Genomic DNA, 13,741 nt, shown 5'->3' with positions numbered 1-13,741 from the left:
GGCAATGCTGCGCAGTTTAGCCTAGGGAGGCGGCCGGGCGTGCTAAACTCGCGGCCGTTTTACCTAATCGCTGCATTCTTGATACGGAACACCCATGGCCAAACGCCAACTCAATCGTCGTCAAAACTGGCGCATCGAAAAGATTCAGGGCGAACGCGCTGCCCGCGCCGCCAAACGCGAGTCCTCAGCTGTCGAGGCCCTCGAAGGTGGCGACCTGGGCCCGGAACAAACCGGCCTGGTGATTGCTCACTTTGGTGTGCAGGTCGAAGTCGAAGCCCTCGATGGCGATTTGGCCGGCCAAGTGTTCCGCTGCCATTTGCGCGCCAACCTGCCTGCGCTGGTGACCGGCGATCAGGTCGTCTGGCGCGCCGGCAACCAGGGGATCGGTGTGATCGTGGCGCAACTGCCACGTAAAACCGAACTCTGCCGTCCGGACAGCCGTGGCCAGCTCAAGCCTGTAGCCGCCAACGTCGACATGATCGTCATTGTCTTCGCACCGCTGCCCGAGCCCCACGCCAACCTGATCGACCGCTACCTGGTTGCCGCCGAGCACGCCGGTATCCGGCCGCTGCTGCTGCTCAACAAATTCGACCTGATCGACGAGCAGAACGCCCCGGCGCTCAACGCCTTGCTGGCGGTCTACCGCACGCTGGGCTACCCGGTGCTGGAAGTATCGGCGCACCACGGTAATGGCATGGAGCAGTTGCAAGAGCAGCTGGACGGGCGCATCAGCGTGTTCGTCGGCCAATCCGGCGTGGGTAAGTCCTCGCTGGTCAACAGCTTGTTGCCAGAAGTCGAAACCCGTGTCGGACCGCTGTCCGAGCTGTCTGGCCAGGGCACTCACACCACCACCACCGCACGCTTGTTCCACTTCCCCGGTGGCGGTGAATTGATCGACTCCCCGGGTATCCGCGAATTCGGCCTCGGCCATGTCAGCCGTGCCGACGTCGAAGCAGGCTTCATCGAGTTCAATGACTTGATCGGCACCTGCCGCTTCCGCGACTGCAAGCATGACCGTGAACCCGGCTGCGCGCTGCTCAAAGCCCTGGAAGAAGGTCGCGTGCAACAGCAACGGATGAACAGCTACCGCTCGATCATCGCCAGTTTGCCCGAAAGCACCTACTAAACAGCTTTGCCCGCCCTCCTCGACCCCGAGGAGTCGCGGGCTGCTGTTGTCTGCTTACACAAAATCCACATTTTTAAACGTCAGACATTTCTGAAGGGCTTCTGCACGCCTGCTTGTAGGACTTTTCTCTTTTACCTTTCGGCACTTGTTAGCGCCCGCCTGTTACCTACATTCAAGCCCTCTTCGCACGTTGCGATATCGAGGGATACCCCATGCAAACCTACCACCTGTTCATCAGCCATTCGTGGAACTACGCCGACAAACACGACAGGCTGGTCGAAATGCTTGCTGCGCACTCGACGTTCACTTTCAAGAACTTTTCAGTGCCGCCGCACAATCCGATTATCGGCGCCCTGACCGACCAGCAACTTGAAATCGCCATCGAAAACAAGATTCGTCCCTGTTCCGCCGTGCTGATCATGGCCGGGATGTATTCCACCTACAGCAAGTGGATCAACAAGGAGATCGCAATCGCCAAGCGCATGGGCAAAGTTATCATCGCGATCAAGCCGTTCGGTGCCGAGCGGATTTCCACCGTGGTGCGCCGGGCCGCGCATGTGGAATGCGCCTGGAACTCCCTTAGCATCATCAGTGCCATTCGCACTCACGCGGCGGACTGAATCATGCGCAGAGGCCTGTTTATCGGAATCAATAACTACCGCCATCTCTCCCAGCTGAACGGCTGCAACAACGATGCGATGGCCATGGCTTCGGTGCTCAAGACTGATGCCAATGGCGACCCGAATTTCAAGAACATCGTGCTGACCTCCGCCGAAGATTATTTGAGCCGCGAAAAAATCGAGGATCAAATTCGCGAACTGTTTTCAGGCGACTGCAATGTCGCCCTGCTGTACTTCGCCGGCCACGGCGCTTTCGACGCTGATACGGATGAAGGGATGCTATTGCCTCAGGATTACAAGTCCAGCAAGGACGGGATCCGAATCAGCGACATCCTTAATTGGGCGTCCAAAGCCGTAAAAATCAAGAATAAGATCATCATTCTCGACTGCTGCCAGGGCGGTTCGGCAGGCGAAGTGCGTGCTTTGCGTAGCGAAAGCAGCATGGTTGGCGAAGGCATGACCATTCTCACGGCCTGCAAAAAAGAGGAACCGGCCATGGAAGGCGCCAACCATGGCGTCTTCACCGGACTGCTGCTTCAGGCATTGCACGGTGGTGCTGCGAACATCCTTGGGAAAATCACTCCCGGCAGCCTCTATTCGTTTGTCGACAATGCGCTCGACGCCTGGGAACAGCGCCCGGTGTTCAAGACCAACGTCTCGCAGTTCATTTCGTTACGGGAAGTCTCACCGTTAATCCCCAAAGAAATATTACGCAAGCTGCCTGACTGGTTTCCCGAAGCCGAGTCGGTGTTCGCGCTGGACCCGAGCTACGAACCCACCGAAGCCCGGTTTGAACCGGCTCACGGCGAAGTCTTCGCCCAACTGCAAAAGTGCAACCGCCACAGCCTGATTGAGCCGGTGGATGCCGAACATATGTACTACGCCGCGCTCAACTCCACTGGCTGCCGCCTCACCGCGCTTGGCGCCTATTACCGTGAACTCGCGATCAAGGGACATTTCTGATGCCAGTGTTTATCAGCTATCGCCACATGGATCGCGCCCATGCGATGCAGATCAACAGTCGTCTGATGCAGGCCAATATAAAAACCTACCTGGACGTGCTGGATCCGGAATCCCAGACCACCGATGACATCACCGAGGTCATCACTCGCAACATCAGCGAATGCACCCACTTGCTCGCAGTCGTCTCGGAGAGGACCGCACTGTCGTGGTGGGTGCCGTTCGAAATTGGTGAAGCGACAATCAGTAATCGCCGCATCTGCTCCTTCAGGACCGGGCCGACGGAGTTGCCGCTGTACCTGGACAAGTGGCCGAAACTGAGCAGCGCAAAGGACCTCGATTTTTTCATCGAGGCCTACAAGAACGAAGTGACCCTCAAGCGCTCCGCATCCCTGGAGTCGATCACCGGCAGCGAGTCCACGCGCAGCTACAACAAGACCAATGCTGACCGCTTCCACACTGATCTCAAAAACCGAATCCTCCGTGGTGCCTGAGGCACTACCCCGCGCCCACAAAAAAGCCGACATTCACTGTCGGCTTTTTTGTGGATTACTGCTTCGGCGCCTCACCGGGTTTCGGTGCGGCATCCTCGAACAGATTCAACCGTTCTCGAAGCTCATGCGCCGGCACTGGCTGCTTGTCCGCCGGCAGGGCATTCGGATCGACCGGCTCTGCCGGCACTTCACCCGGAGCGCCCTGGCCTTGGGGCAGCTGACCGGAAGGATCGGCCCCCTGTGCCCCTTCAATCGCTGCCTGAGCCTTTTTAGTCAGCACGACAATGTCGATTCGACGGTTGACCGGATTGAACGGTTTTTCCCGATCGAACAACGCCGAGGAGGCATACCCGACAACGCGCGCTACCTGGGACTCCGGATAGCTCCCGGCGACCAGCGCACGGCGAGCGGCGTTGGCGCGATTGGCCGACAGTTCCCAGTTACCGAACTCGCCTGTTCCGGTGTACGGCGTGGCGTCGGTATGACCGCTGATGCTGATCTTGTTGGGCACCGCTTTGATGGTATCGGCCATGGCCAGCAGGATGTCTTCAAAGTACGGCTTCAGACGGGCGCTGCCAGAGTCGAACATCGGCCGGTTTTCCGCGTCCATGATCTGGATGCGCAAGCCGTTCGGCGTGATCTCGAACAGGATCTGATCCTTGAATTTCTGCAACTGCGGGTTTTCATCGACCTTGTTCTGCAGCTCCTGCAGCAACAGTTCCAGGCGTTCTTTCTCGACCTGCTCGGCCATGCCTTCGACTTGTTCGGTATCGATGGTCACCTTGTCCGGCTGCGGCTGGGATTTCACTTCCGGGTTGAGGGTGTTTTCCGGCGCCAGGGTAGGCGTGCCACCCAGATCAATAATGTAGGGCGTGCCGCTCTCGGAAAAACCGATCGGGTCCTTGAAGTAGCCCGCGATGGCAATCTTCTGTTCAGGCGTCGCAGTGGACAGCAGCCACAACACCAGGAAGAACGCCATCATCGCCGTCGCGAAGTCGGCGAAGGCGATTTTCCAGGCGCCCCCGTGATGCCCGGCAGCGATGCGCTTGACGCGCTTGATGATGATTGGCTGGTTATTTTCCATAGCTTAGCGACCGCGAACCGCTTGTTCCAGCTCGGAGAAACTGGGACGGTGCGCCGGGTACAGAACCTTGCGACCGAACTCCACCGCCAGCGATGGCGGCATGCCCGATGCGGAGGCAACCAGCGAGGCCTTGATGGCTTCGTAAACGTTCAGCTCTTCCTTGGCATCGTGAGCCAGGGAGTGCGCCAGCGGACCAAAGAAACCGTACGCCGCGAGAATACCGAAGAAGGTACCGACCAATGCTGCGCCCACGTGCATGCCGATGGCTTTCTGGTCACCCTCGCCCAAGGACGCCATGGTGACCACGATCCCCAATACCGCTGCGACGATACCGAAGCCAGGCATGGCGTCGGCAATCCCGTTGACCGCATGGGAGGGATGTTCAAGGTCTTCCTTGAGGCTGTAGAGCTCCATGTCGAACAGACCCTCCAGCTCGTGGGGTGCCATGTTGCCGGACGACATGATGCGCAAGTAGTCGCAGATGAAAGCGGTCATGCGCTCGTCTTTGAGCACCGTCGGGTACTTGGCAAAAATCGGGCTCGCGGCGGCATCTTCGATGTCGCCTTCAATCGCCATCATGCCTTCGCGGCGGCTCTTGTTGAGGATCTCGTAGATCAGGCCCAGCACTTCAAGATAGAAGGCGTGAGTGAAGCGCGACCCGAACATGCTCAAGGATTTCTTGAGCACGTGCATTGTCATGTAGCCGGGGTTGGCTTGCAGGAATGCGCCGAGGGCCGCACCGCCAATGATCAATACCTCGAAAGGCTGGATCAGGGCGGCAATTTTGCCGTGGGAAAGTACGTATCCGCCGAGCACGCTCGCGAATACGACGATGATGCCGATTATTTTAGCCATAGGTAGGAGAGCACTTACTGAGTCGGGTTCAAGGTCATATTCGGAAGTTAAAAAATCTCTTCTTCTACTTATCGGCAAAACTGCGCCAGACTATAGGCCGTTCAGGCGAAAAGCCACTTTGACCCACTCAGGGCGTAGGTAATGCAGACGATGATCGCGTCCAACCATGGCTAACGAAACGAACGTTCCAACACCAACACCCTCCACGCTCGAAGGCTGGATCAAGCTTCTCGACGGCGTTCGCCTGCCAGTTCCGCAAGCCAGTCATGACCGCGTTTGCAGCGCCATTCGCAACAACCGCAGTTCGTTGCGAGACATTGCCGAATTGATGCAGGGCAGTCCGGCCCTGGCCTTGAGTGTGATTCGCGAAGCCAACCGGCAGCTACACGGCGGCTTGAGTGAGCCGGCGGAGAACCTTGAAGTGGCGATCAATCGCCTGGGTCTGAAGCGTACCGAAGAAATGCTCGCTCGCCTGCCTGCGCTCCCGCAATCGGACATTCCTGTCGCCTTGCGCCAGCTGCAAATGATCAGCCAGCACGCCACACAACAGGCCAACGGTTTTTTCGCCCATCGCCTGGCGCGGCTGTGGCAGGACATCCACTGGGGCAGCCTGTTGTTCCTCTCGCCACTTTGGCCGATGGCTTTGACTCATCCGCAACTGCTCCAGGAGTGGGAACTGCGGGTGATTCACAAAGGCGAATCCGCGCGCAAGGTTGAACAGCAGTTGTTCGGCGTACGCCTGCTGGACATCTGCCAGGCCCTGGCCGATATCTGGCGCCTGCCGATCTGGGTGCAGCAGGGTTATCGACTGTTGATGAGCGAGCAGCGCGAACTGGTCCAGGTCCTGCGCATTGCCCGTGACAGCGATCATCCATTGCGCCAGCAAAATCGCCTCGATGACGACCCGACCCTGCGCCGCTGGCTCAATCAACCGGCCAATACGGTACTGCTGGCCAATGGTCTGGCGCTGTCGGCGCAACACGCCTGGGACAGTCCGCACAGTGAACGCTGGCAGTACCTGACCAGCCTTTACCTCCAGGTGCCGATGGAACACGTGCAGCAGCAGTTGCACCAACAGGCCGCCAATAGCGCCCGTTACCACGCGATGCCCGACCTTTGGCACCCGGCCGTCTCGCTGATCTGGCCGTGGGGCATGAACCGGGTGGCGGCAGGTTCGCTTGCGGCCCCGGCGCCCACTGCGCAAGATTTGGCCAAATGGCGTAAACAATGTGCCGAGCTGCTGGCGGAACCGAGTCGCTTCGCCAATGCGATGCATTTGACCACGTCTGCCCGGGACGCGTTGCTCGCCTGCGGCATGCGACGTGTGATGATCCTGATGGCCGATCGCACTCACGCCAATCTTCGCGTGCACCAGTGCGCCGGTTTGCCAAAGGACGCATCGAGCCTGAATTTGCAGGTGAGTCAGAGCACCGTGCTGCAACGATTGCTCGCGCAACAGGCTCAGGTCCGCCTGACGCCGGAAAACAGCGCGCAGTTTTCGGCGCTGTTACCGGCGAGCCTGCGCTCACTTTTTGGTGGCGAACATCTGCTGCTAAGGTCATTGGTCAACAATGGTCGGGTGATCATGCTGGTCGTGGCCGACCAGGGTGGCGGACCGTTCTCGGAAATCACCGTGCAAGCCTTCGGGAAAACCGCCCAGTGCATCGAGAAGGCCCTGCACAGCTTTAGCCACCGCGGCCAATAAGGCTGCGTTACAATCCCTCCTTTTTGTGCTCTGGAGACCTCACATGTCTGACTTCTCTGGCTTGGCGCTGGTGATAGAGCCCGGCGACCTGCTCGCCCGTCTTGACGCTCGCAATCTGATTCTGGTGGACCTGACCAGCAGCGCCCGCTATGCCGAAGGGCATATTCCTGGCGCGCGTTTTGTCGACCCCAAACGCACGCAACTCGGCCAACTACCCGCTCCAGGCCTGATGCCGCCGCACGCCGCACTCGAAACACTGTTCGGCGAACTCGGCCATAATAAAGACGCGGTCTACGTGGTGTATGACGACGAAGGCGGCGGCTGGGCCGGACGGTTCATCTGGTTGCTCGATGTCATCGGCCACAAAAACTATCACTACGTGGATGGCGGCCTGCTGTCCTGGCTGGCGCAGGACCTGCCGGTGTCGACCGAGGTCCCTGCCACGGTTGGCGGTCCGGTGAGCCTGACCCTGCATGACGAGCCTACGGCCACCCGCGAATACCTGCAAAGTCGCCTGGGTGCCGCCGATCTGGCGATCTGGGACGCACGCGGTCCGCTGGAGTATTCCGGCGAGAAGGTCCTGGCGGCGAGGGCCGGACACATTCCCGGCGCGGTCAATTTTGAATGGACCGCAGGCATGGATCAGGCGCGCAACCTGCGCATCCGCACAGACATGCCGCAGATCCTGGAACAACTCGGGATCACCCCGGACAAAGAAGTTATTACTCACTGCCAGACTCACCATCGCTCTGGCTTCACTTATCTGGTGGCCAAGGCGCTCGGTTATCCGCGCGTCAAGGGCTACGCTGGCTCATGGGGCGAATGGGGCAACCATCCCGACACCCCTATAGAGAATTAAGGTTTTTAAGGACAGTTAATGAATAAGCGTTTGTTTATCCTCAGCCAATACCTGCTGCCCCACCACTTGCTCTCGCGACTGGCCGGCTGCATCGCCGAATGCCGCGTGCGCTGGTTCAAGAATGCGTTCACTGCCTGGTTCGCCAAGCGTTATCAGGTGGATATGTCTCAGGCACTGGTCGAAGACCTGACCGCCTATGAACACTTCAATGCCTTTTTCACCCGCGCACTGAAAGACGGTGCCCGCCCACTGGATGAGACGCCGGGCGCGATCCTCAGCCCGGCCGATGGCGCGGTCAGCCAGCTCGGCCCGATCGAGCACGGCCGCGTGTTCCAGGCCAAGGGCCACAGTTTCAGCGTGCTGGAATTGCTGGGCGGTGATTCGGCCAACGCGGCGCCGTTCATGGGCGGCGACTTTGCGACCATTTACCTGTCGCCGAAGGACTACCATCGCGTGCACATGCCACTGGCCGGCACCCTGCGTGAAATGGTCTACATTCCGGGCCGCATCTTCTCGGTCAACCAGACCACGGCTGAAAACGTGCCAGAGCTGTTCGCCCGTAACGAGCGTGTGGCGTGCATTTTCGACACCGAGCGCGGGCCAATGGCTGTAGTGCTGGTCGGCGCGATGATTGTGGCGTCGATCGAAACCGTCTGGGCCGGATTGGTGACACCGCCAAAACGCGAATTGAAAACCTTCCGCTACGACGAAGCAGCTCGCGCGCCGATCCATTTGGAAAAAGGTGCTGAACTGGGTCGCTTCAAGCTGGGATCGACCGCGGTCGTGCTGTTCGGGCCTGACCAGGTGAAGTGGGCTGAAGGCCTGGGTGCTCTTTCCCCGGTGCAGATGGGCCAGGCGCTGGGATTGCCTAAAGCCTGATACCAGCCTCATGCGCCGCACCTTAGCGCGGCGCTCCCCCTGTAGGAGCTGCCGCAGGCTGCGATCTTTTGATCTTGATTTTCAAGATCAAAAGATCGCAGCCTGCGGCAGCTCCTACAGGGCGTGATTCCTGCTATGGTTTTCGGCATGAATGAGACCAATCCCCTCCTGCTGCTCCGTGCGCCCGTCCCTGAACAGTTGCGACTGTCGTTCTGTGAGCCCACCCCGCGCGACCTTAAGCGCTGGATTGCCGATCTGCCCAAAGCCAACATCGGCGAGACCGCTCGCCAGCTCTATATGGGCCTGGGCGAACTCAACCAGTTGCTCACCCCCAGTGAAAACCGCCTGCAACTGCTCGAACTGTTGCGACCCGAGGTGTACTACGTCTGCAAGCACCTGGAGCGGCATTTCCTGCATCAGGCCATTGTGCTCGACGAACGCTCACGCAAAATCGCCAACCTGTGCCAGGCACTGCAAAGCCATCTGGCGATTGGCTATAAACAGATTGTCGTGCGCATCGTCCCGCGCTACAGCAAGGACCGGGCGCCACTGCTGACCCAAGCGTTGCAGCGAGCGATTCATTGCCTCAACGGCCCCATGATTCGCGCCACTCAGCTCTACTGTCCGGTGCCGGAAGGTCTATGGCTGGAATTGCATCAACTGTATCGGATCGCCTGTTCGCACCAACTTCAACATTTGAGCCTGCGTGACGAACTGGCTAGCCAGACACACACCCTGAGCATCGAGCAAATCTATGTCGCGGCGCTGCTGCTGGGCGCCGCGCGCTGCAATCAGTTACGCCAGAACCAAATCGCTCGCCTCGCCGAAGTGCTGGAACCCTGGAGCCATTTGATCAAGCTGCAACCCGGCAAACCGGGCAACGGGCTGTTTGCCATCGCACCGGAACTCGACACCGGGCCACGTTACCGCTCCAAATTCCGGCTCGAGCAGCAGGAGCAGTTGCTGGCCATCGATCCGCAGCCGTTAGTCGCCGCTATCGAAGCCCATGTGCTTAAAACCGAAGGTGCCAACCCCTTGCTGGTTCCTGCGGGGTTGAACCTCGACACGTTGCAGCACCTGATCGCAGCCTGGGGCCAGACGGCCGAACGCAGTTTTCAGCGTACCGCCAGCCAGGGCACCTTGACCCTGTGCGTGGGCATGAGCGCCCTGCACTATTACCTGGGCGGACAACGCTCGTTCAGTGATCTGCTGAAACACCAGGGCTCCCGGCACGCGAAATTTGCGGCGACGTCCCCGACCGCGAAGGGGCATGACCAATGGAGCCACGCCTTTGATGCAGCGCCCCATGGCAACACAGATGCCATGCTGCCTTACGAAGAGATTGAATACCCGCAGCTGCAAAGCGATGACAGTAATGAAGCGTCCGACAGCAACCGGCATTTTCCCACCTATGCACTGCCCGTGATCAATCACAGCCCCGGCGGTTATTGCCTGGCCTGGCCTGGCGCGGTACCCACCGAGCTTCAGGCGGGCGAGATGGTCGGCATCGAGGACGTTGCAGGGCAAGGCTGGAGCATCGCAGTGGTACGCTGGATTCGGCAGGTCCGTGGCGGTGGAACGCAAATGGGCATCGAACAGGTCGCGCCTTATGCCGAGCCTTGCGGCCTGCAACTGATGCGTTCGAGTGATGACCATAGCCACTATTTGCGCGGCCTTTTATTGCCAGCCATCAGCGCGGCCGACTTGCCCGCCACACTGCTGGCGCCCCGATTGCCTTTTCAGGAGGGCAATAAGGTCATGATCAACACCAATGGCGACGAACGCCGCGCCGGCCTGGATCGGCGGGTGGCGAGCACCAACAGCTTCAATCAGTTTGCTTACCGTGCACTGGAGACTGCCAGACACGAAAACGCCGCAGAGAGCGGCGTTGAAGAGGAGTTTGATTCGTTGTGGAAGTCGCTTTGAGAGGGAGCCCGTGAGACCGAGGCGCGCCCATCGCGAGCAGGCTCACTCCCACATTTCCTGATCTTCGACGTACACCACATTTGTGTGCGCCAGAGATCTACTGTGGGAGCGAGCCTGCTCGCGATGGGGCCCATTCAATCAATACAAAAATCAGAGCTGCCCGTCACGATCCCGAAAGCCCAGCAGGTACAGCACTCCATCCAGCCCAAGCGTGGAAATCGCCTGCTTCGCCGACTGCTTTACCAAAGGCTTGGCGCGAAACGCTACGCCCAGACCGGCAATCGCCAGCATCGGCAGGTCGTTGGCGCCGTCGCCGACGGCAATCGTCTGCTCCAGTCGCAACCCTTCCTTGTGCGCCAGTTCTTTGAGCAAATCCGCTTTGCGTTGCGCATCGACAATAGGCTCGACCGCCACACCGGTGACTTTGCCGTCGACCACTTCCAGCTCATTGGCGAACACGTAGTCGATGCCCAGCTTGGCCTGCAACTGCTTGGCGAAGTACGTGAAGCCACCCGACAGAATCGCGGTCTTGTAACCCAGGCGTTTGAGTTCGGCAAACAGGGTTTCTGCGCCTTCGGTCAGGCGCAAGGAGGCACCAATCGAGTCCAGCACGCTGACGTCAAGCCCTTGCAGCAACGCCAGGCGCTCCTTGAAGCTGGCGCGGAAGTCCAGCTCGCCGGCCATCGCCCGCTCGGTAATCGCGGAGACCTGCTCACCTACGCCGGCTGCTTTAGCCAATTCGTCGATGACTTCGGCTTCGATCAGCGTGGAGTCCATGTCGAACACCGCCAGACGACGGTTACGGCGGAACAATGAATCCTCCTGGAAAGCGATATCGACATTCAGGTCCTGCGCCACGCTGAGGAACTCAGCCCGAAGCGCTTGCGGATCGGCCGCTTCGCCGCGCACGGAAAACTCGATGCACCCTTTGCCCTTGTCGGCCGGAGTGTCCAGAGGCATACGCCCGGACAGACGATCGATGTGGTCGATGTTCAGGCCGTATTTCGCGGTAATCGAACTCACGGCCTGCAACTGCTCGGCCGTCACTTTGCGGGTCAACAGGGTGACGATGTGGCGTTTCTTGCCCTGATTGCCGACCCATTGCTGGTAATCCTCCTCGGACACCGGCGTGAACCGCACCTGCTGATCGAGCTTGTAGGCGGTGAACAGAATGTCCTTGAGGACAGACTTGCCTTGCTCGGTGTCAGGAATTTCAACCAGGATCCCGAACGACAAGGTGTCGTGGATGACCGCCTGACCGATGTCGAGAATATTCACACCACCCTGTGCCAGAACGCCGGTAATGGCCGCAGTCAGACCCGGACGGTCGACTCCCGTGATGTTTATCAGGACGATTTCGCGCAAGGCGCACCCCCGCAGGTGGAAAAAAACCGCATTCTACCCACTTTCAGTGACCATCGGGCACCGTCAGCGCTTTGCCGGTCTAGGGCCTGTCGCTATACTGCGCGTCAACTTCACGGACAAAAGAGCCGAGCTCAAGTGAACCGGCCCACGCCAGTAAAAACCGATAACTTCTTTCTGCTGATCTTCCGGGCACTGCGCCATCGCCGTGTACCGATTGCATTACGCATTGCCAGCCATAACGTGATCCTGGTCGCTTTGGCCCTGGTTATCTATGCCTGCGTAATGGGTTTGCAGTTCAAGCAGGCCATGCACGAGCAAGCGGATGCGCTGGGTGAAAGCCTGACCACGCAAACCGCCACGTCCGCTACGGAGTTGTTGGTCTCCAACGACATCCTCAGCCTCAACGTGCTGCTCAATAACCTGACCAAGAACAAGCTGGTGGCGCACGCCGCCATCTATAGCGTGGATAACCGCATCCTCGCCGAAGCCGGTCAGCGTCCCAAGCACAGTTTGCTGGGTGAAGCCGAGGGCATGTACCAGAGCAAGATCACATTCCAGGACGTGACCGCCGGGCAACTGCGCATCAGCCTGGACATGGATCAGTTCCAGCAGCCGATGACCATCAGCCTGCAAAGCATGGGCATTTTGAGTGCGATTCTGTTGGCGCTGTCCCTGGCCCTGAGCCTGCGCCTGGGTCGGCACATTTCCACGCCACTGCTGCAATTGCGGGTTTGGCTGCGCAACATCGACGAGTACACCCCGGCCACCGAGCGCCAGGATGAAATCGGTGATCTGGCCCGTCAACTGCACGCCAACTTCGCCCCGGAACCCGTGGAGCCCGAGCCGGAACCGGAGCCCGAGTACGACGAAACCGAAGACGAAGAGGCCGACGAGCCGGCCTTCGAAGTCCGCAACCTGCGTGATCCAAGCTTCGATGAGACCAAGCCTGTCGCCGGCCTCAAGCCTGCGCCTCGGCATATTGTCAGCACGGTCGAAGATGATGACGACGAGGATCCGTTTGCAGATCTGCGTGAAGAAACGCTCGCGAGCGCACCCAAACCTGTCGTCAAACCACCGGTGTCCAACGTACCTCAGCACAGTGCTGTACTGGCCGTGCAACTGGGCGCTCAGGATCAACTGCGCCGCCTGCCGCGCACACGCCTGGAAGAATTGCTCAAACGCTACCGCGATTGCCTTGATCAGGCGGCTTCTCTCTACCAGAGCGAACTGCATACCCTGAACGACGGCAGCACGCTGATGCTGTTCCACACCGAAGACAGCGGCGACGACTACCTGACCAATGCCATCTGCTGCGGCGAGTTGCTGCGCGCGCTGGGGCATCAACTGCAGATAGAAGTGGCTGACAGCGGCATCACCCTGCAACTGCAACTGGGCCTGACCTTGGGCGATGGTCTGTTTGGCCTGAGTCAGATCGACCTGCTGCTGACCGAGTCCGCGCAGGACGCCCTGGCCTTGTCCCAACACAGCCGCAACCTGTTGCTGGTGGAACGCAAAATCAGCGATGACGTGCTGATCCGTCAGCGTGCGCGCATTCGGCCGATCGCCAGCCCCGAGGGCGCTTGCTGTGTGGAGCGGTTGATGGAACCTTATCCGTCGATGCTGGAGCGGCAACTGGCGCGGATGCATGAACGCCGGGCCTGAAGCCCTGATGTGAAGAAGCCCGCAGATGAGTGATTGTCTGCGGGCTTTTTTGTTGCCATTCGACCCCGGAATCACCTCACACCTGTAGGAGCTGTCGAGTGCAACGAGGCTGCGATCTTTTGATCCTGCCTTTAAAAGATCAAAAGATCGCAGCCTCGTTGCACTCGACAGCTCCTACAGGGGTGGTGAGGTTCTGCTCCGACTCG

At 59.4% G+C, this 13,741-nt stretch carries 12 protein-coding genes; 9 read left to right on the top strand and 3 right to left on the bottom strand.

The genetic code is table 11. The features are described 5' to 3' along the window. The first annotated feature begins 94 nt into the window (after nt 1-94). From rsgA to ACA063_RS02415, 4 genes are all read left to right on the top strand, one after another. A complete protein-coding gene (gene rsgA, locus ACA063_RS02430) occupies nt 95-1,126 on the top strand; it encodes a small ribosomal subunit biogenesis GTPase RsgA (RefSeq protein WP_162437118.1) in 1,032 nt (343 codons plus the stop codon). Between the two features lie 212 nt (nt 1,127-1,338). After that, a complete protein-coding gene (locus ACA063_RS02425; RefSeq protein WP_497664654.1) occupies nt 1,339-1,746 on the top strand; it encodes a TIR domain-containing protein in 408 nt (135 codons plus the stop codon). A gap of 3 nt (nt 1,747-1,749) precedes the next feature. Then, nucleotides 1,750-2,709 carry a caspase family protein gene (locus tag ACA063_RS02420; protein WP_497664653.1) on the top strand — a complete coding sequence of 320 codons (960 nt, stop codon included), beginning with the start codon at nt 1,750-1,752 and terminating at the stop codon, nt 2,707-2,709. After that, nucleotides 2,709-3,200 (top strand): toll/interleukin-1 receptor domain-containing protein, encoded by a 492-nt coding sequence (locus ACA063_RS02415; protein WP_497664652.1) that lies wholly within the window; start codon nt 2,709-2,711, stop codon nt 3,198-3,200. The genes ACA063_RS02420 and ACA063_RS02415 overlap by 1 nt, the downstream gene beginning before the upstream one ends. 55 nt (nt 3,201-3,255) lie before the next feature. Here the strand turns inward: ACA063_RS02415 and motB are convergent, their stop codons facing one another. Further along, a complete protein-coding gene (gene motB / locus ACA063_RS02410) occupies nt 3,256-4,284 on the bottom strand; it encodes a flagellar motor protein MotB (RefSeq protein ID WP_497664651.1) in 1,029 nt (342 codons plus the stop codon). 3 nt (nt 4,285-4,287) lie between these two features. Continuing rightward, on the bottom strand, nt 4,288-5,139 hold the full coding sequence (gene motA, locus ACA063_RS02405; RefSeq protein WP_162437123.1) for a flagellar motor stator protein MotA: 852 nt from the start codon (nt 5,137-5,139) through the stop codon (nt 4,288-4,290). 166 nt (nt 5,140-5,305) lie between these two features. On the opposite strand from motA, the gene ACA063_RS02400 reads away from it, so the two are divergent. The 4 genes from ACA063_RS02400 to ACA063_RS02385 all read left to right on the top strand — a co-directional run bounded on the left by ACA063_RS02400 (nt 5,306) and on the right by ACA063_RS02385 (nt 10,508). After that, on the top strand, nt 5,306-6,844 hold the full coding sequence (locus ACA063_RS02400; protein ID WP_497664650.1) for an HDOD domain-containing protein: 1,539 nt from the start codon (nt 5,306-5,308) through the stop codon (nt 6,842-6,844). A 43-nt stretch (nt 6,845-6,887) separates the two neighbouring features. Beyond that, nucleotides 6,888-7,703 carry a rhodanese-like domain-containing protein gene (locus ACA063_RS02395; RefSeq protein WP_497664649.1) on the top strand — a complete coding sequence of 272 codons (816 nt, stop codon included), beginning with the start codon at nt 6,888-6,890 and terminating at the stop codon, nt 7,701-7,703. 18 nt (nt 7,704-7,721) lie between these two features. Then, nucleotides 7,722-8,582, top strand: coding sequence for an archaetidylserine decarboxylase (gene asd, locus ACA063_RS02390; RefSeq protein ID WP_497664648.1), 861 nt, complete (start codon nt 7,722-7,724; stop codon nt 8,580-8,582). A gap of 147 nt (nt 8,583-8,729) precedes the next feature. Next, entirely contained in the window at nt 8,730-10,508 is a 1,779-nt protein-coding gene (locus ACA063_RS02385; RefSeq protein ID WP_497664647.1) for a cyclic-di-GMP receptor FimW-related protein, read from the top strand. Between the two features lie 150 nt (nt 10,509-10,658). Here ACA063_RS02385 and serB read toward each other — a convergent pair whose 3' ends face one another. Then, nucleotides 10,659-11,873, bottom strand: coding sequence for a phosphoserine phosphatase SerB (serB, locus tag ACA063_RS02380; RefSeq protein ID WP_162437128.1), 1,215 nt, complete (start codon nt 11,871-11,873; stop codon nt 10,659-10,661). A gap of 135 nt (nt 11,874-12,008) precedes the next feature. Between serB and ACA063_RS02375 the strand changes: the two genes are divergently transcribed. Continuing rightward, nucleotides 12,009-13,535: an AhpA/YtjB family protein gene (locus ACA063_RS02375; protein WP_497664646.1), complete on the top strand. Its 1,527-nt coding sequence runs from the start codon at nt 12,009-12,011 to the stop codon at nt 13,533-13,535. Nucleotides 13,536-13,741 lie beyond the last annotated feature (206 nt).

This window comes from Pseudomonas sp. LBUM1643 (assembly GCF_059716215.1).
This window is presented reverse-complemented; position numbering and strand designations above follow the sequence as displayed.

What these genes read in the sequence shown, in the direction of transcription:
- ACA063_RS02400 (WP_497664650.1), top strand. Translation starts at nt 5,306, where the DNA reads ATGGCTAACGAAACGAACGTTCCAACACCAACACCCTCCACGCTCGAA.
- ACA063_RS02425 (WP_497664654.1), top strand. Translation starts at nt 1,339, where the DNA reads ATGCAAACCTACCACCTGTTCATCAGCCATTCGTGGAACTACGCCGAC.
- rsgA (WP_162437118.1), top strand. Translation starts at nt 95, where the DNA reads ATGGCCAAACGCCAACTCAATCGTCGTCAAAACTGGCGCATCGAAAAG.
- motB (WP_497664651.1), bottom strand. Translation starts at nt 4,284, where the DNA reads ATGGAAAATAACCAGCCAATCATCATCAAGCGCGTCAAGCGCATCGCT.
- motA (WP_162437123.1), bottom strand. Translation starts at nt 5,139, where the DNA reads ATGGCTAAAATAATCGGCATCATCGTCGTATTCGCGAGCGTGCTCGGC.
- asd (WP_497664648.1), top strand. Translation starts at nt 7,722, where the DNA reads ATGAATAAGCGTTTGTTTATCCTCAGCCAATACCTGCTGCCCCACCAC.
- ACA063_RS02415 (WP_497664652.1), top strand. Translation starts at nt 2,709, where the DNA reads ATGCCAGTGTTTATCAGCTATCGCCACATGGATCGCGCCCATGCGATG.
- ACA063_RS02395 (WP_497664649.1), top strand. Translation starts at nt 6,888, where the DNA reads ATGTCTGACTTCTCTGGCTTGGCGCTGGTGATAGAGCCCGGCGACCTG.
- ACA063_RS02385 (WP_497664647.1), top strand. Translation starts at nt 8,730, where the DNA reads ATGAATGAGACCAATCCCCTCCTGCTGCTCCGTGCGCCCGTCCCTGAA.
- ACA063_RS02420 (WP_497664653.1), top strand. Translation starts at nt 1,750, where the DNA reads ATGCGCAGAGGCCTGTTTATCGGAATCAATAACTACCGCCATCTCTCC.